Annotated in this window: 14 protein-coding genes; 1 reads left to right on the top strand and 13 read right to left on the bottom strand. The window is 67.9% G+C overall.

Annotation, left to right across the window (positions count from 1 at the left end; genetic code table 11):
• Window positions 1-73: 73 nt before the first annotated feature.
• On the top strand, window positions 74-2836 hold the full coding sequence (locus AC0Z2B_RS30930; protein ID WP_476301810.1) for a beta-glucosidase: 2763 nt from the start codon (window positions 74-76) through the stop codon (window positions 2834-2836).
• Window positions 2837-2865: 29 nt separating this feature from the next.
• Here AC0Z2B_RS30930 and AC0Z2B_RS30925 read toward each other — a convergent pair whose 3' ends face one another.
• From AC0Z2B_RS30925 to AC0Z2B_RS30865, 13 genes are all read right to left on the bottom strand, one after another.
• Window positions 2866-4206: a chloride channel protein gene (locus AC0Z2B_RS30925; RefSeq protein WP_476301808.1), complete on the bottom strand. Its 1341-nt coding sequence runs from the start codon at window positions 4204-4206 to the stop codon at window positions 2866-2868.
• Between the two features lie 311 nt (window positions 4207-4517).
• Window positions 4518-6161, bottom strand: coding sequence for an acetolactate synthase large subunit (locus AC0Z2B_RS30920; protein ID WP_473006534.1), 1644 nt, complete (start codon window positions 6159-6161; stop codon window positions 4518-4520).
• A gap of 141 nt (window positions 6162-6302) precedes the next feature.
• Complete coding sequence (gene deoA, locus AC0Z2B_RS30915) at window positions 6303-7631, bottom strand: thymidine phosphorylase (RefSeq protein ID WP_476301805.1); 1329 nt, start codon at window positions 7629-7631, stop codon at window positions 6303-6305.
• 75 nt (window positions 7632-7706) lie between these two features.
• Window positions 7707-8603 carry a nucleoside-specific channel-forming protein Tsx gene (locus AC0Z2B_RS30910; RefSeq protein ID WP_476301802.1) on the bottom strand — a complete coding sequence of 299 codons (897 nt, stop codon included), beginning with the start codon at window positions 8601-8603 and terminating at the stop codon, window positions 7707-7709.
• A 770-nt stretch (window positions 8604-9373) separates the two neighbouring features.
• Complete coding sequence (gspD, locus tag AC0Z2B_RS30905) at window positions 9374-11521, bottom strand: type II secretion system secretin GspD (RefSeq protein WP_476301837.1); 2148 nt, start codon at window positions 11519-11521, stop codon at window positions 9374-9376.
• A gap of 56 nt (window positions 11522-11577) precedes the next feature.
• The gene (locus AC0Z2B_RS30900; protein ID WP_476301800.1) at window positions 11578-12087 is read right to left on the bottom strand and encodes a type II secretion system protein N; all 510 of its coding nucleotides are present in this window, start codon (window positions 12085-12087) and stop codon (window positions 11578-11580) included.
• Window positions 12084-12698: a type II secretion system protein GspM gene (gene gspM / locus AC0Z2B_RS30895; RefSeq protein WP_476301798.1), complete on the bottom strand. Its 615-nt coding sequence runs from the start codon at window positions 12696-12698 to the stop codon at window positions 12084-12086. The genes AC0Z2B_RS30900 and gspM overlap by 4 nt, the downstream gene beginning before the upstream one ends.
• On the bottom strand, window positions 12673-13680 hold the full coding sequence (locus tag AC0Z2B_RS30890; RefSeq protein WP_476301796.1) for a type II secretion system protein GspL: 1008 nt from the start codon (window positions 13678-13680) through the stop codon (window positions 12673-12675). The genes gspM and AC0Z2B_RS30890 overlap by 26 nt, the downstream gene beginning before the upstream one ends.
• Window positions 13677-14387: a type II secretion system minor pseudopilin GspK gene (locus AC0Z2B_RS30885; RefSeq protein WP_476301794.1), complete on the bottom strand. Its 711-nt coding sequence runs from the start codon at window positions 14385-14387 to the stop codon at window positions 13677-13679. The genes AC0Z2B_RS30890 and AC0Z2B_RS30885 overlap by 4 nt, the downstream gene beginning before the upstream one ends.
• Window positions 14384-14983 carry a prepilin-type N-terminal cleavage/methylation domain-containing protein gene (locus AC0Z2B_RS30880; protein ID WP_476301793.1) on the bottom strand — a complete coding sequence of 200 codons (600 nt, stop codon included), beginning with the start codon at window positions 14981-14983 and terminating at the stop codon, window positions 14384-14386. The genes AC0Z2B_RS30885 and AC0Z2B_RS30880 overlap by 4 nt, the downstream gene beginning before the upstream one ends.
• Complete coding sequence (locus AC0Z2B_RS30875; protein ID WP_476301791.1) at window positions 14980-15330, bottom strand: prepilin-type N-terminal cleavage/methylation domain-containing protein; 351 nt, start codon at window positions 15328-15330, stop codon at window positions 14980-14982. The genes AC0Z2B_RS30880 and AC0Z2B_RS30875 overlap by 4 nt, the downstream gene beginning before the upstream one ends.
• Window positions 15327-15755 (bottom strand): prepilin-type N-terminal cleavage/methylation domain-containing protein, encoded by a 429-nt coding sequence (locus tag AC0Z2B_RS30870; protein ID WP_476301789.1) that lies wholly within the window; start codon window positions 15753-15755, stop codon window positions 15327-15329. Before AC0Z2B_RS30870 ends, AC0Z2B_RS30875 begins: the two co-directional genes overlap by 4 nt.
• A 2-nt stretch (window positions 15756-15757) precedes the next feature.
• Window positions 15758-16061 (bottom strand): type II secretion system protein GspG (locus AC0Z2B_RS30865; protein ID WP_476301787.1); only part of this gene is annotated, 304 nt, incomplete at its 5' end.

Genomic DNA, 16061 nt, shown 5'->3' with positions numbered 1-16061 from the left:
TTAACAAAGTTTGCCCTCGTTGACTTTATTACACCCGGTTCTCCCTGGAGGCCCGCGCGTGGGAGTAATTAAAATGAGAAGCACACACTCGCCCAGACTTGCCACTTCATTGACCTTGCTGACCCTGGCCATTGCCCAATGCCTGGCGACCCAGGCCTGGGCCCGCACCGCGCAACAGGCCGACGCCCTCGCCCAGCAGACCGTGAGCCAGATGACCCTGGAGGAAAAACTCGCCTACATCGGCGGCACCGGCGGCTGGGACATCAAGCCCCTGGCCCGCTTCAACCTGCCGCAAATCTACGGCGCCGACGGTGGCCTGGGGGTGCGCTACACCAGCCAGGGCAACGACCAGGGCGTGGTCTACCCCAGCGGGCCGAACCTGGCGGCCACCTTCAACCTGCGCCGCGCGGTGGATTTCGGCCGGGCGCTGGGCTATGACACCGCCAGCGGCGGCTACAACTACATCACCGGCCCGGGCATGAACATCTACCGCATGCCCTACGGCGGGCGCAATTTCGAATACCTGACCGGCGAAGACCCGTTCCTGGGCGCCAGTATGGCCCCGGCGGTGATCAACGGCATCCAGTCCCGCGGCATCTGGGCCGACGCCAAGCACTACGCGGCCAACGACCAGGAAACCAACCGCTTCACCCTCAACGAGACCATCCCCGAACGGGTGCTGCGGGAAATGACCCTGCCGCCGTTCGAGTCGGCTGCCAAGAACGGCAAAGTGGCGTTGATGATGTGTTCGTTCCAATTGGTGAACGGCGATCATGCCTGCGAAAGCCATCACCTGCTGCGCGAAATACTCAAGGACCAGTGGGGCTTCCCCGGCTTTGTGCAAAGTGACTATGCAGCCATTACCGACGGCTTGAAAGCGGCCCAGGCCGGCGCCGATATCGACATGTTGTTTGGCACGCAAATGAACAGTACCGTGCTGACCCCCTACATCAATAGCGGGGTACTGAGCGTCGCCACTATCGACGACAAAGTGCGGCGCATCCTGCGCGAAATCTACCTGTTCGACTTCGACACTTATGTGCCGCCCACCACCCACGACATGGATAACCCAGCCAGTAACCAGGCCTCGTTGAACGTGGCCCGCGAAGGCATCGTGCTGTTGAAAAACCAGAATAACCTGTTGCCTCTCAACCGCAATACCGTGAAGAAAGTGGCGGTGGTGGGCGTACTCGGCAAATACGCGCCGCCCACCGGTTTCGGCAGCGCCTATGTGTCGGCGCGCAACTACGTCAGTGAAGTCAGCGGCATGGCGCAAGTGGCGCCGCAAACCCAGGTGACCTTCCTCGACGGCCTGTCCCTGGACCCCGCCGCCGCGCCCTGGACCCACCTGGACACCGACGGCACCACCTCGGTGGCGGGCATGACCGCACAGTACTACACCACCACCGACTGGAGCGGCACGCCGGCCACCACGCGCACCGACACCTTCGTCAACCTCAACTGGGACAGCGACACCAACCTGCCCACCAACGGCGACACCTCCAGCACCTCGATCCGCTGGACCGGGCGCATCACCCCCACGGTCAGCGGCGACCAGGTGTTCAAGGTGCGCGCCGACGGCGTCATCCACCTGACCGTCAACGGCCAGGAAATCATCAACAACGGCGATGGCACGCCGCTGCCCGACAACAGCATCCCGCCGACCATCCCGCAGTACGCGAAGATCACCCTGCAGGCCGGGCAGACCTACGACGTGGTGCTGGAATACTCCCGTCGCCCCAACTACATCGCCAGCCTGGGCGGCTACACCGGCGTGCAGATGAGCTGGGCCTCGCTGACCGCACCCAGCGACATCAGCAACTATGACGCAGTGCTGGTGGCCGCCGGCAACAGCAACGAGTACGAGGGCGAAGGCTTCGACCACATGTGGGAGCTGCCCGAGTTCCAGGGCCAGTTGATCCAGAGCATCGCCAGCCAGAACCCCCACACCATCGTCGCGCTGCATGGCGGCACGGGGCTCAAGGTCAGTGACTGGGTGGACCAGGTGGGCGGGCTGCTGCACGCCTTCTACCCGGGCCAGAACGGTGGCCAGGCCCTGGCCGAGATCCTCTACGGGCAGGTCAACCCGTCGGCCAAGCTGCCGATCAGCCTGGAGCGCAACATCCAGGACAACCCGATCTACAGCTACTTCCCCAACTTCGACAACGAAGGCACGCTCACCCAGATCAGCTATGCCGGTGACCTGGAACTGGGCTACCGCGGCTACGAGAAAAAAGGCACGACGCCGCTCTATCCGTTCGGCTATGGGCTGTCGTACACCCAGTTCCGCTACTCCAACATCCGCGTCAACCCGTCGGTGGCGTTCGGCAACAACCCGGTCAGGGTCTCGTTCAACGTCACCAACACCGGGCGGCGCGCCGGGGCCGAGGTGGCCCAACTGTACGTCGGGCAGCGCAACCCACGGCTGGAACGGCCGATCAAGGAACTCAAGGGCTTCCAGAAAGTGCTGCTGCAACCGGGGCAAAGCCGCCGCGTGACCATCGAACTCAATGGTCGCTCGCTGGCGTACTACAACCCGACCCGCAGCACCTGGGTGATTGATGCCGACACGTTCAACATCAGCGTGGGTTCGGCGTCCAACGACATCCGCCTGAGAGCCAGGCTGGTGAGCCCGTACCGGCAGCAGCTGTCCGTGACCAACAGCAACCCGTTGCCCCGTTCGGTGCAACAGGCCGCCCAGGTCAGCGCCCGGCAGCTGCGCATGAGCGCAACGACCGACCAGGCCAGTGGCGATGAACTGGACACCCCGGCCATCTCCACTGACACCAGCACCCCAGCCACCACCACGACCACCGGAGGCAGCAGCACCCAGTAGGCAATGACGGCCAGGCCCCGCGCAGCCCCTCAGGGCTTGCGCGGGGCAAACCGTTCCAGGAACTGATGCGCCAGGGCGTGGTACAGCGACACCGGGGCGATCCAGCCCGATATCGCGGCTGCCAGCAGCGTGGTGCCGAGCATGGGAATGGCCAGGTCCGGGCTGTGGGACAATTCCAGCACGATCACCGAGGCCGTCAGCGGCGAGCGCGTGACGCCGGCCAGGTAAGCGCCCATACCCAGCAACGCGCAGGTCTGCAGGTTGAAGCCGGGCAGCCACGCCAGCAACGGCGCGAAGGCGGCGCCAATGCTCAGCGACGGCGAGAACAGCCCGCCCGGGATGCCGGCCAGGTAGGACACCACGTTGGCCAGGAACTTCCACAGCAAAAAGCTGCTGCCGGTGATCGGCTGGCCGTCGAGCAAGGCATGGGTTTCCTGGTAACCGGTGCCGAACACGTGGTTGCCGGACACCAGCCCCAGCACCGCCAGCAACAGGCCACAGGCGCCGGCAAAACGCACCGGCCCACGTTCGCGCAGGGCACACAGGCGGCCCAGCCAACCCGTGCGTGCGGGCAGCACCAGCTTGACGTAGACCCCGCCCAACACCCCACCCAGCACCGCGCACACCGGCACCTCGCTCCAGCCCCAGCCGGCGGGCAGGTGGCCGCCCACCTCGCCGAAGTAGGCGTAATGGCCCATCAGCCCGAGGGTCACCGCGCCGCCGATCAGCACGGCGGTCAGCACCAGGCCGCTGAAGCGCTGTTCAAAGGTGCGGCTCAGCTCTTCAATGGCGAACACCACCCCGGCCAGCGGCGTGTTGAAGGCCGCGGCGATGCCCGCCGCGCCGCCGGCCAGGATCAGCCCGGCCACCGTGCGGCGGCTGTGCAGCCCCAGGCGGGTGCCGAAGGCGTGCAGCACTGCGGCGCCCAGGTGCACCGTGGGGCCTTCGCGGCCCACGGAACCACCCACCAGCAGCGCCCCCAGGGTCAACAGCATGCGCGCCGCCGCCACCGGCAGGCCCAGCACGCGGTTGCGAAAACTGCGCGACGGCAGCTCCAGCGCGGCGATCACCTGGGGAATGCCGCTGCCCTTGGCGCCGACGAACCAGCGCTGGGTGACCCAAGCCAGGCCGGCAAAGCCCAGGGGCGTGACCAGCAGTGGCGCCCAGGGGGCGATCGCCAGCAGGCGCTGGAACAGGGCGAAGGACTGGTCCGCCAGCCAGGCGAAGGCCAGCGCCACCAGGCCCACCAGCAGCGCGCCGACCCAGAAGACGGCGCGCTGGCGGCCGGTGCGCCAACGTGAGCGCAGCAGGCGACGGCCGCGTTGCATGGGCGACGACGGGGTGGGGTTCGGAGCGGAGGGTTTGAGCATGGGGCGCCTGGCGGTGGCAGTCAAAGTGCCTAGTATGCCAGCCGTGCGGGGGATGTTCAGTGAAAGGCGAATGCGTGGGGAGTGGGGACGCGGCCTGCGGCCGCTGCTACGGGGTTTGCGCACGCAATCCACCGTAGCAGCGACCGCAAGGCCGCGTCAGGGGTTTGCGCACGCAATCCACCGTAGCAGCGGCCGCAAGGCCGCGTCAGGGGTTTGCATACGCAATCCACCGTAGCAGCGGCCGCAGGCCGCGTCAGGGGTTTGCGCACGCAATCCACCGTAGCAGCGGCCGCAGGCCGCGTCAGGGCCGCTTACACCAAGGCGCTGCGGCGCTTGAGCTCGCTGTTGAGAATGAAGTCATTCTCGGAGTAATCGACCGGGCAGTCGATCACGTGCACGCCCGGGGTGGACAGGCACTGTTCCAGCAGCGGCAGGAAGCCTTCGGCGCTTTCCACGCGGTGGCCCTTGGCACCGTAGGACTGCGCGTACATCACGAAGTCCGGGTTGCCGTAGTCCAGGCCGTAGTCGGTGAAGCCCATGTTCGACTGTTTCCAGCGGATCATGCCGTAGCCATCGTCACGCAGGATGATGACGGTGAGGTTCATCTTCAGGCGTACCGCGGTTTCCAGTTCCTGGCTGTTCATCATGAAGCCGCCGTCGCCGCACACGGCCACTACCGGACGGTCCGGGTACACCAGGTGCGAGGCCATGGCCGACGGCAGGCCGGCGCCCATGGTCGCCAGGGCGTTGTCCAGCAGCACGGTGTTAGGCTTGTGGGCCTTGTAGTTGCGCGCGAACCAGATCTTGTAGATGCCGTTGTCCAGGGCCACGATGCCTTCCGAAGGCAGGGCGCGACGGACGTCGGCGACCATGCGCTGCGGGTAGATCGGGAAGCGGTTGTCGTCGGCGCCTTCGGCGATCTGCGCCTCGTTGGCCTCGCGGATGGTCATCAGGCGGGTGAAGTCCCAGTGCGGCTGGGGCTCCAGGGCTTCGCTGATCTGCCACACGGCGTTGGCGATGTCGCCCACCACTTCGATCTGCGGGAAGTACACCGGGTCCACTTCAGCCGAACGGAAGTTGATGTGGATGACTTCGGTACCGCCACGCACCATGAAGAACGGCGGCTTCTCGATCACGTCGTGACCGATGTTGACGATCAGGTCGGCGGCTTCGACAGCGCGGTGCACGAAGTCACCGGCCGACAGCGCGGCGTTGCCCAGGAAGCGCGGGTGGCGCTCGTCGACCACACCTTTACCCATTTGCGTGGTGACAAATGGCACGTTGGTCTTGTCGATCAGCTGGCGCAGGACCTTGGCGGTCATCTTGCGGTTGGCGCCGGCGCCGATCACCAGGATCGGGCTGCGGGCAGCCTTGAGCTTGGCCACGGCGGCCTCGATGGCCTTGTGCTCGGCCAGCGGGCGGCGGTGCAGGCTCGGGGTGATCGGCATGCTGTCGGTCTGCTCGGCAGCAATGTCTTCAGGCAGCTCCAGGTGCACGGCACCCGGTTTTTCTTCTTCGGCCAGGCGGAAGGCTTCACGCACGCGCGACGGGATGTTGTCGGCGGAGGCCAGTTGATGCGTGTACTTGGTCAGTGGTTGCATCATGCCGACCACGTCCAGAATCTGGAAGCGGCCCTGCTTGGACTTCTTGATCGGCTTCTGGCCGGTAATCATCAGCATGGGCATGCCGCCCAGGTAGGCATAGGCGCCGGCGGTCACCAGGTTGGTCGCGCCCGGGCCGAGGGTGGACAGGCTGACGCCGGTCTTGCCGGTCAGGCGGCCGTAGGTGGCAGCCATGAAGCCGGCCGATTGCTCGTGGCGGGTCAAAATCAGCTTGATCGGCGATTTGCGCAGGGATTCAAGCAGGTCCAGGTTTTCTTCACCTGGAATACCGAACACATATTCGACGCCTTCGTTTTCCAGGCATTGAACGACGACATCTGCGGCCTTGGCCATTTTTATTCCTCAAATCTGGGCATGCGGATGCAGCCCGGGGTCCGTCATTGGCCCCGGGGCTGGGAGTTGCCGGCATAGGTTAGCCGTTACTGGGCGCGGGGGCGAGCCCGGATGTTGGTACACGCACAATTGAGTGTTCGGTCAACAAACACTCTGGCCTCCCGTGCCCAAAAAGTAGGCATTGCGCAGGGCCTGGGCGGCGGTTTCGGCCGCCGTTTCGCTGGCTGCATGCACCCAGCCCAGCGGGCGCTGGCGGCCAACCGCTTCGCCCACGAACGCCAGGTCGCGAAAACCGACCGACAAGTCCAAAATATCGTCAGGGTGGCGGCGGCCGCCGCCCAGCAGCACCACGCCCATGCCTACTGCACGGGTGTCGATAGCCCGGACCTGGCCGGGCGCGGCGGGCCATACCGCCCGCTGGACCGGCGCCTGGGCCAAATACTGGCCTGGGCGCTGCACCAGGTCGGCCGGGCCACCCAGCGCCGCCACCATCTGCTGGAACCGCGCCAGCGCCGCGCCGCTGTGCCAGGCGTGCAGCAGTTGCTCGCGCGCCGCAACCGGGTTGTCCGCCCTGCCCGCCGCCACCAGCGCCTCGGCGCCCAGCGCCAGGGTCACCTCCCACAACCGCGGGCTGCGCACCTGGCCCTGCAGCAGGGCAATGGCCTCGGCCACTTCCAGGGCGTTGCCGGCGCTGCGCGCCAACGGCTGGCTCATGTCGGTGACCAGCGCGCGGGTGCGCACCCCGGCACCGTTGGCCACGGCGACGATGCTGTCGGCCAGGGCCTGGGCATCCTGGGTGGCGACCATGAAGGCGCCGTTGCCGCTTTTTACGTCCATCACCAGCACGTCCAGCCCGGCCGCGAGTTTCTTGGCCAGGATAGAGGCGGTGATCAGGTCGATGGACTCCACCGTCGCGGTGACGTCGCGGATGCCGTACAGGCGGCGATCCGCCGGCGCCAGGTCGGCGGTCTGGCCGATGATGGCGCAGCCGACCGCGGCCACCACCTCGCGCAGCTGCAGGGCACTGGGCTGCAGGTTGTAGCCGGGGATGCTTTGCAGCTTGTCCAGGGTGCCGCCGGTATGGCCCAGGCCGCGCCCGGAAATCATCGGCACGTAGCAGCCACAAGCGGCCAGCAACGGCGCCAGCACCAGGCTGACGCAATCGCCGACGCCGCCGGTGGAATGCTTGTCCACCACCGGCCCCGGCAGGTTCCAGCGCAGCACCTGGCCGGAGTCGCGCATGGCCGTGCTCAGGGCAATGCGTTCGTCCAGGCTCATGCCGCGTATGCACACCGCCATGGCGAACGCCGCCACCTGGCCCTCGCACAGGCTGCCGTCGGCGATGCCGGCGACAAAGCGCTGGATATCGCCGCTGGCCAGCGCGCCGCCGTCGCGCTTGCGGCGGATGACCTCCTGGGCCAGCCAGCCATCAGTTGCCGCTGGACACACTTCTACAGGTTGCGACTGCATGTACGCCCTCCATGGAAACACTTCACCGGTAAAACAGCTGCCAGACGATAACCGGCGGCACGCCGCCAGGCCAGATCAGAATTGATAGCCGACGCCGAAGTAGTAGCCCCACCCGGTGGAACGGGCGTTGAAGTTGCCGTCGCCGAAGTTCAGCTCGGTGCCGTCCTTCCATTGCCCGCCGTTGTGGAAGTAGCGCCCGGCCGCCATCAGCCGCAGGTGCTTGAAGTTGTACAGCAGCACGTTGGTGGCCACGGTGGCGTTGGCGGTGCGCGTGGCGCCGGCCTCTTCGTGCAGGTCGGAGCCGAAGTCGTAGTTGGTGAAGCCGATGTAGGTCAGCGAGGCGCCGTTGCCGAAGTGCTTGAGCGGCAGGATGTACTTGAGCTGCGCGCGGTAGCCGTCCCAGCTGTTCTCGTTGGCGGCGCCGTAGTTTTCCCATTGCCGGCGCGCGTACAGGTTGGCCGAGAGGATCACCGGGGTGCCGGTCTTGATGTCGGTGCCCAGGCCGCTGTACAGGGTGTTGGCGCGGTCGGCTTTCGTGTGGCCCATGTCGTAGATCCAGTCGAACGCCAGGTAGAACTCCTTGAACGGCCCGAAGCCGAGCGTGTGGCCGGTGAGTTCGTCGATGGAGATGCGCGGCTCGTGCTCCATGAACACCGGCGAGCCCTTGTCCCATTCGCCGCTGTCATGGCTGTTGCCGATGCCCAGCACCTTGGGCGCGTCGATGTAGCCGTACAGCTCGTACGGGCCCTTGCGGCCGTAGTACTCGTATTCCAGGTAGATGTCGTCGGAAGGCCGCGGGCCGAAGCTGATGTCCTTGCTGCCGATCAGGGTCACGTCCTGGTTGAACCAGGGCGTGTCCTCGGGCAGCGGGTTGGCGGCCACCGACGGGCCGGTGGCGGCCCAGGTGGTTGGCGCAGCCGCCAGGGTCAATGCGGTAAAGGCCCAGACACGCGGGAAAGAACAGTGCTCCACAATCACTTCTCCATAAGTAGCTGCAGGCAAATGCCTTGGCATGACCGGGTTCAGCGATAGCAGGATGTGTGCCAGGGGAATAAGGCGTTGTGGATCAAGCGGATAGCAAAAAGACGCGACAGGTTTTTACCAAACGGTCTGGTGTGGAGCACTCGGTTTGTGCGCGCTGCGCCGTGTTGGCGCAGCGGCTGGGACGCAGGTTCGGTGTAGCCGCTGCCGAAGGCTGCGCTGGCCCTTTTCCACGCTGGAGATCTTCAGGGCACGCCGGGACCAGCGCAGCCTGGCGTAGCAGCGGCCGCAGGCCGCGTCCAAACACACCGCGCATCCCCAGGCATACCGCGCCATAGCCGGACGCAGCCTGGCGGCAGCTGCTACGCGGGTTCGGTGTAGCCGCTGCCGAAGGCTGCGCTGGCCCTTTTCTACGCTGAAAACCTTCAGGCCACGCCGGGACCAGCGCAGCCTGGCGTAGCAGCGACCGCTGGCCGCGTCCAAACACACCGCGCATCCCCAGGCATACCGCGCCTTAGCCAGACGCAGCCTGGCGGCAGCTGCTACGCAGGTTCGGTGTAGCCGCTGCCGAAGGCTGCGGCTACGGATCGCGCACCTGTAGCAGCGGCCGCAGGCCGCGTCCGAACACACCACGCATCCCCAGGCATACCGCGCCATAGCCGGACGCAGCCAGGCGGCAGCTGCTACGCGGGTGCGGTGTAGCCGCTGCCGAAGGCTGCGCTGGCCCTTTTCTACGCTGGAGATCTTCAGCGCAGGCCGCGTCAGGGCTTGAGCAACTGCATCTGCTGCCGGTAATCATCGGTGGCCTGCCGCGCATCGTCGGCGCTGGCGACCACGCGCGGGGTGATCAGCACGATCAGCTCGGTGCGGTCCTTGGCCTTGCTGGTGCTGCCGAACAACCAGCGCAGGCCGGGGATGCGGCCCAGGCCCGGCACGCTGGACACGCTCTCGCTGTTGTCCTGCTTGATCAACCCGCCCAGCAGCACGGTCTGGCCGCTTTGCACCGCCACCTGGGTGGACACCGAACGTGTGGAGATGCTGGGGTTGGGCTGGCTGGTGGTGACGCTGCTGGTGTCGGCGTCGCTGACCTGCTGCTGCACATCCAGGTAGACCAGGCCGCCCGGATTGATGCGCGGGGTGACGTCGAGAATCACGCCGGTCTGCACGTACTCGACGCTGCTCAGGGTGGTGTCCGAAGTGCTGGTGTTCACCGTGGTCTGGCTGATGGGAATGTTGTCGCCCACCTGGATCTGCGCCTGCTGGTTATTCATCACCACCAGCGACGGCGCCGACAGCACCTGGGTGCGGCCGCTGGTTTCCAATGCGTGCAGGGCCACCTGGAAGTTGCTGCTGACAAAGGAATAGAACGCCGTGTCAGTGGAGCCCAGCCCTGCCCCGCCACTGCCGAGCGCACCTTGGGAACCGCTGCTGTTGGCCACCGTGGTGCTGGTGGAATTGCCGGCCAGCTTGCCCAGGTACCATTGCACGCCCAGGTCCAGCTCGCCGGTGAGCTTGACCTCGAGGATGCGCGTTTCGATCTGCACCTGCAGCGGCCGGTTGTCCAGGCGCTTGATGGCCGCCTCGATTTCCTTCCACTGCGCCGGGCGGGTGCGCACCAGCAGCTGGTTGGTGCCTTTCTGCGCGGTGATGCGCACGCTGTCTTCCAGGGTTTTCTGCGTGCCCTGGGCGGCGGCGCTACTGTCGTCGGAGCTGGCGTCGGCGTCGCTGTCGTCGTCACTTTGGGGTTGCTGCCGGGTGGTGGCCTGGGTCGTCAAACCGGCCGTGGCGGTGCTGGTGCCGCTGCTGCCGTTGAGCGACGACAGCGTGGTGGTGCGCAGCCCCGGCGCCACTTTGGCGGCGCTGTCGTCCTTGACCTGGCCGCTGCCGTAGATCTGCCGAAGGTACTTGGCCAGGTCCGTGGCTTTCATATTACGTACGTCGTACACATACATCTGCGGCTCGTTGCCACCGCCCTCGTCGATGGTCTTGATCCAGTCGCCCACCTCCTGCAGGTAGGCCGGCTGCGGCGAGATGGCGACGATGGAATTGGTGCGCTCGTTGGGCATGAACTTGACCATGCTCGCCAACGGCAGGCCGCTGTCGGGGCCGAACAGCTTCTGCAACTGCGGCATCAGCTCGGCCACTGCGGCGTGCTGCAGGCCGTAGACGCCAATGGACATGCCCTTGAGCCAGTCAACGTCGAAGGTGTCGATGGTGTCCTGGTAGTTGGCCAGCTCCTGCGGCGTGCCGGCCAGGCTGAGCACGTTGCGCGCCGGGTCCACCAGCAGAAAGGCGGTGTCGCGCACGAACGGCTTGAGCAGCTTCTGCATCTCGCCAGCGGCAATGTATTTGAGCGGGTACAGCCGCGCCGACAAGCCGCTGGTGGGCGCCGCCACCGGCATCTCCGGCACCAGCTTGCCGGCCACCGCCTGGGCGGCGGGCAGGATCACGTAGCGGTCGCCCTGGCGGATCATGGCGTTGTCGCTCCACGACAGCAGGGTCTCGAGGATCGACAGCGCCTGCTGCTTGTTCACCGGTTTCGAGGTGGAGAAGCTGACGTTGCCCTTCACGCCCTGGGCGATGCTGTAGTTGGCGTGCAGCAGGTCGCCCATCACCGTGTTGATCACCGCCTCGATGGGCTGGTCGGTGAAGTTGAACATGATGTCGCCCGCCCCGCCCTCCGCCGCCTTGGCCGGCGCCTGGGGGCGGATGAAGCGCTGGTTGCCGCTGATGATCTGCCGCGCAGCCGGCGCCCGGGCCGGCGCGGGGGCGTCGATGACCGCTGCGCTGGGCGGCAGCACCGGCCGTTGCGCGCCGGTGCCGGCCAGGGCCTCGTGCAGCAGCGCCGGGTCGTTGGCCAGTTCATGGGGTTGCCCGGCGCAACCGGCCAGGGCCAGCGCGGCCGCCATCCCCAGCGAGGGGGTGCGCAGGCGCGCGGCGATGGGGGTGAGGCGATAGGTGTGGGTCATGGTGCCGTTACGTGTGGAAGGGTAATGGGGGGCGTTGCCGCCGACGCCGGCAGGCGCGGCACGGGCAGGCTCAAAGTGCGGGCCTGGCCCTGGCGCTGGAAGGTGGCGCTGGTGGCCTCGACCTGGCTTAGCACCCAGCCGCTGTCCAGCGCGGCGCCGCGGGCCAGCTTCAGCGAGCGCTGGTCGGCCAGGCGCAGCAGCGCCCAGCTGGCCTGGCCGTCGACCACCACGCCGCTCAGGCGCACGCCGTCCAGGGTTTGCGCTGCGGCAGCCTTGGGGGCGTCGGGTTGGCGGCCGGGGCTGAACAACGGCTGCTGCCAGGCCAGCTGGCGCTGGGCCTCGGGCAGCTCGACCATGGCCGGCGGTGGCGCAGGCGGGGCTGGCACAGGGGCCTTGCCCTCGGCGGGCAGCCAGGCCACGCCGTGATCCTGGTCCAGCCATGCCCAGGCCAAGCCGCCCAGCAGCAGTGCATTGATTGCCAGCAACAACAGGCGCTTGTGGCTCATGGTCGTGGCTCCTTGGCGGCGGCAGCGCCAGTCAGGTAGCCGCGCAACAGCAGCTGCACGCTCAGCCGCCCTGGGCCGCCGGCCGCCGGAGCGTCGTTGTTGCGGTGCACGCTGAGCGCTTCGACGAACAGGTACGGCTGGCCATATTCCAGGCCGTGCAGCAGTTGCATCAGCGGTTCGCTGGCGCAGGCCAGGGTCAGGCTGACCTTGACTTGCCGGTAGGCCTGGCCGCTGTCGGCCTCGGGCACGATGGGCATGCGCTGGGTGACTTCGCAGCCAGGGCCCAGGGCGGCCACGGCCTTGACCCGGTCGACGGCGGCCTGCATCAGGTCAGCTGCCGCGGCGCTGGGGTCGTTGCCGGGCAACAGGCTGCGCCGCGCGCTGGGGTTTTGCCGGGCCTGGGCCAGCGCCGCCTGCAACGCCGGCCCCTCGGCCAGTACCCGGGCGTAACGCTGGTGCTGGGCCTGCAGGGTGGCGGCCTGTTCGGCCAGCTCGGCCATGGGCGCGCTGAACCAGCTGGCGACCAGCAGTTGCCAGGCCGCCCACAGCAGCAATGCCAGCACGGCCAGGGCGAGGATACGGCGCTCATTGCGCGTGGGTTGACGGCGCATCGACGGCCTCCTGGGTGAGGTGGGCCACCAGCGAAAAGCGCTCGTTGCCGGTTTGCCCATCCGGCTGGATCACGCCCTGGAAGCGCGGGTCCTGCAGGCTGTGGCAAGCATGGGCGCGGGTGATCAAGGCGCTGGCATGCTTGCTCTGGCCGCTGATGTTCAGCTCGCCGCCATCGTGTACCTCCAACTGTTCAAGCCAGGTGTCGTCGCCCAGGCACTGGGTGAGTTCGGTCAGCAGCGCCGTCACGGTCGGCCGCGCCTGCTTGAGGCGCGCCAGGTAGCTGGCAGCGCCCTGGGTATCGGTGAGCTCGCGGCGCTGTTGCTCCAGGGCCTGCACCTGCTGGCGTTGCTGCTGCACCTGGGCCTGCATGCGCGCGACACTGGCCTGGCGACCGTTCAGCAGCACCAGCATCAGCGCCGCCAACGACACCACCACGCCCAGTGCCAGCACGCGGTTGAGCCAGGCGGCAGGCGCCGGGGGGCGCAGCTCGGCGGGCAACAGGTCGAGGCCCTGGGCATCGACGCCGACCACCGCCAGCCCTGCCGCGTGGCAGTGCTCGAGGATGCCCCGCAGCCGCCCGCGATGGACCGCCACCAGCCGCACCTGCGCCGTGTCGCCGCGCGTGCGCTCGACACGTGCGGCGAACTGCACCTGCTCGGCCGGGTAAGGCGTGTAGCGATCGATCTCGAAGGCCAGCACCCGCTGCAGCTCCGCCGTGGCCGCCACGGGTAGGCTGATGGTCTGCGCCATCACCTCCTGGGCAGGCAAGACCAGCACAGCCGGCAGGCGCCGGTCGAAGGTGTCGTGCAGCGGCCACGCCAGCCGTTGCGTCAGCGGCGCCGTGGCCAGGCGCGCACGCCACGCGGGCGGCAGCAGGCCGTGCAGCTCGTCAAGCCACAGCTGCAGCCAACGCCGCGCCAGGCTGGCCTGCCAGCGGCGCTGAAGGTCGGCGAGCGGCCGACGGAGTGCGGTCAGGTTCATTCTTGCCAGCGCAGGACCCGGTATGGCCTGGCGCCCTCCTTCGCGGTGATCAACATCAGGGTTACCTGCAAGGTGGCGTGGTAGCCGCTGGGCAGGGTCGCCTGGCTGACCACGGTGAAAATTTGCCCGGGGTCGGCGCCGCTCAAACGCACGCGTGGCAGGCCCAGGGCCTGGGCCAGTGGCGGCGGCGCCAGTGCCGGGTCGGGTTGCGCCTGGCCGGCCCACACGGTTACCCAGGGCAAGGCGCAGTGGTACAGCGCGTAGCTCATGCCCGGCAGCTCGCGTAATTCGTCCAGGGTGCGCAGCGGCACGGGGCCGTTGCGCTGCCGCTCCAGGGCCTGGAGGGCCGACTCGGGCGCGCCGCCGCAGGCCTTCAGCAGCCGTCGCACATCGGCCAGGGACGCGGCGTTGAGGTCCAGCTTGCCGCGCTCGCTGACCACGCTGACCGCCACTTGGGCGCCATCGAACACCAGCGCATGCGCTGCGCCATCGGCGCGCCAGCGCGCCTCCACGTCACGCCCCTGCAAGGCCATTACTGCCTGCCCCAGGCCGGCCTCGGCGGCGAACAGCGCCTGGGCGTTGGCCGCCTGCCACAGCGCCTGGCGGTGCTGCAGTTGCACAGTGCCGGCCAGCGCCGCCAGCAAGGTGCCCAGCAGCGCCAGCACCCACAGCACCAGCAGCAGCGCCACGCCGCGTTGGCGGTTCATGGCGCCGCCTCGCTGGCCAGGTCCAGGCGCAGGCTGACCTGCTCGCGCACCCAGGGCACCACGCCACGCAGCGTCGCCTCGATGCGCACCGCGCGCGGCAGGCGCTCGGGCCACGGCCACTCGGCCAGCCAGCCGCTGTCCTTGGCCAGGGGCGACAGCCCGCGGTAGCTGAAGGCCAGCTGTTGTACCTCGCGCAGCAGCACCTGGGGCTCGCCGAAGGCGCTCAGGGCCTGGCCGTCCAGCCGAGCCAGGCGCACCTGTAGTTGCTGGTGCACCAGGCCCAGCTGTTGCTGGTACAGGCCGCCGCCAATCGAGTCCGGCAGCGGCGCATAAAAGGTCATGGCAGCGGCGTGGCCGACAAAGCGCGCCGGCTTGGCCGTGACGTCGCCCTGGGCCACCGGCAGCGCCTGGCCAATGGCGCGGCGCAGAAACGTTTGTGCAGCGCGCACCTCGTCCAGGCGCTCGCTGAACACCTGCGCCTTGGCCACGGCGTGGTTGGCGCCCACCAGCGCCGTGGCCACCAGGCCCAGCAGCACGCCCAGCAGGCTCAGCACCACGAGGATTTCCAGCAAGGTGAAACCGCGTTCACGCCTCACGAGCCGCGCACCCGCAAGGTGCTGAACTGCGCGTGGCGGCCGTCGGCCTTCAGGGTCAGTTGCAGGCGGAACAGCCGCGCCGCGCCGGCCACCGACGGCACCTGGCTGACGTCGCAGACCCAGGCCACGCCTTGCCAGTGGCCCTGGCGCCGGCCGCTGGCCAGCGGGCCTTCGCCCAACTCGTCCATCAGCGAGCGCGCCGCCAGGTTCAGGCGGTCGCTGCGCGCGCTCTGCTGCAAGGCCCGCGCGCTTTCGCCGAAGGCACCCAGCAGCACGGTCGCGCACAGCGCCAGCACCGCCAGCGCCGCGAGCATTTCCAGGAGGGTGAAACCGCGTTGGCGGTTCATTGCAGGTCACGCAGGCGCACGTTGCCGGTCAGCCAGGCGACGTCGATGCGCCACTGGCGCTGGCCTTGGGTGATCAGCACGTTGCCGCCACTGGCACCGCCGTCAGGGTAGAACTCGAACCCGGCGCCCAGGCCGTCGGCGGTCTGCAGGCGCACTTGCCAATCGCTGGGCCAGTGGGCCACGGGCTTGCCCGGCGCCTGCACGGTGCGGGCGCGCAGGTCGAAACCGGTGCGCGCCGGCTGGCCGCTGACAATCGCCTGCACCCGCGAGGCGCGCAGGGCATCGACCATCTGCGCCAGCGCCTTGCGCTCGCCGGCGCTGTGCAACCCACGCTGCAAGCCATAGCCCACCAGCCCCGCGGCCACGCCGATGAGCACGATGACCACGAGCATTTCCAGCAGGGTGAAGCCGCGGGCGCGCTGCATGGTTATTCCCAGTTGCCCAGGTCGGCGTTGTAGCCTTCGCCGCCTGGCTGGCCGTCCTGGCCGTAGAAGATCAGGTCGAAGCTGCCGTGTTCGCCGGGGAAGCGGTAGCCGAACGGATGGCCGAACGGATCTTTCAAGTCCGATGGCTTGGCGTAGGGGCCAGCCCAGTTGCCCGCCGTGGCCGGCTTGGTCACCAGCTGGTTGAGGTTGGCCGGCGGTGCGCCCATGTCCAGGGCGTAGCTTTCGACCTTCATGCTCAGGCTGGCCAGCTGCGCCTTGCCGGCGCCGTACTTGCCCTTGTCGACG

It is taken from the genome of Pseudomonas sp. GYB4201, from assembly GCF_056312595.1.
This window is presented reverse-complemented; position numbering and strand designations above follow the sequence as displayed.

Coding starts and splice junctions, on each gene's coding strand:
- gspD (WP_476301837.1), bottom strand. CDS start 11,521: ATGGCGGCCGCGCTGGCCCTGGCCGGTTGCGCCGGGCAACCCCATGAA.
- AC0Z2B_RS30925 (WP_476301808.1), bottom strand. CDS start 4,206: ATGCTCAAACCCTCCGCTCCGAACCCCACCCCGTCGTCGCCCATGCAA.
- AC0Z2B_RS30900 (WP_476301800.1), bottom strand. CDS start 12,087: ATGAGCCACAAGCGCCTGTTGTTGCTGGCAATCAATGCACTGCTGCTG.
- AC0Z2B_RS30890 (WP_476301796.1), bottom strand. CDS start 13,680: ATGAACCTGACCGCACTCCGTCGGCCGCTCGCCGACCTTCAGCGCCGC.
- AC0Z2B_RS30875 (WP_476301791.1), bottom strand. CDS start 15,330: ATGAACCGCCAACGCGGTTTCACCCTCCTGGAAATGCTCGCGGCGCTG.
- AC0Z2B_RS30930 (WP_476301810.1), top strand. CDS start 74: ATGAGAAGCACACACTCGCCCAGACTTGCCACTTCATTGACCTTGCTG.
- AC0Z2B_RS30920 (WP_473006534.1), bottom strand. CDS start 6,161: ATGGCCAAGGCCGCAGATGTCGTCGTTCAATGCCTGGAAAACGAAGGC.
- AC0Z2B_RS30885 (WP_476301794.1), bottom strand. CDS start 14,387: ATGAACCGCCAACGCGGCGTGGCGCTGCTGCTGGTGCTGTGGGTGCTG.
- gspM (WP_476301798.1), bottom strand. CDS start 12,698: ATGCGCCGTCAACCCACGCGCAATGAGCGCCGTATCCTCGCCCTGGCC.
- AC0Z2B_RS30870 (WP_476301789.1), bottom strand. CDS start 15,755: ATGCAGCGCGCCCGCGGCTTCACCCTGCTGGAAATGCTCGTGGTCATC.
- deoA (WP_476301805.1), bottom strand. CDS start 7,631: ATGCAGTCGCAACCTGTAGAAGTGTGTCCAGCGGCAACTGATGGCTGG.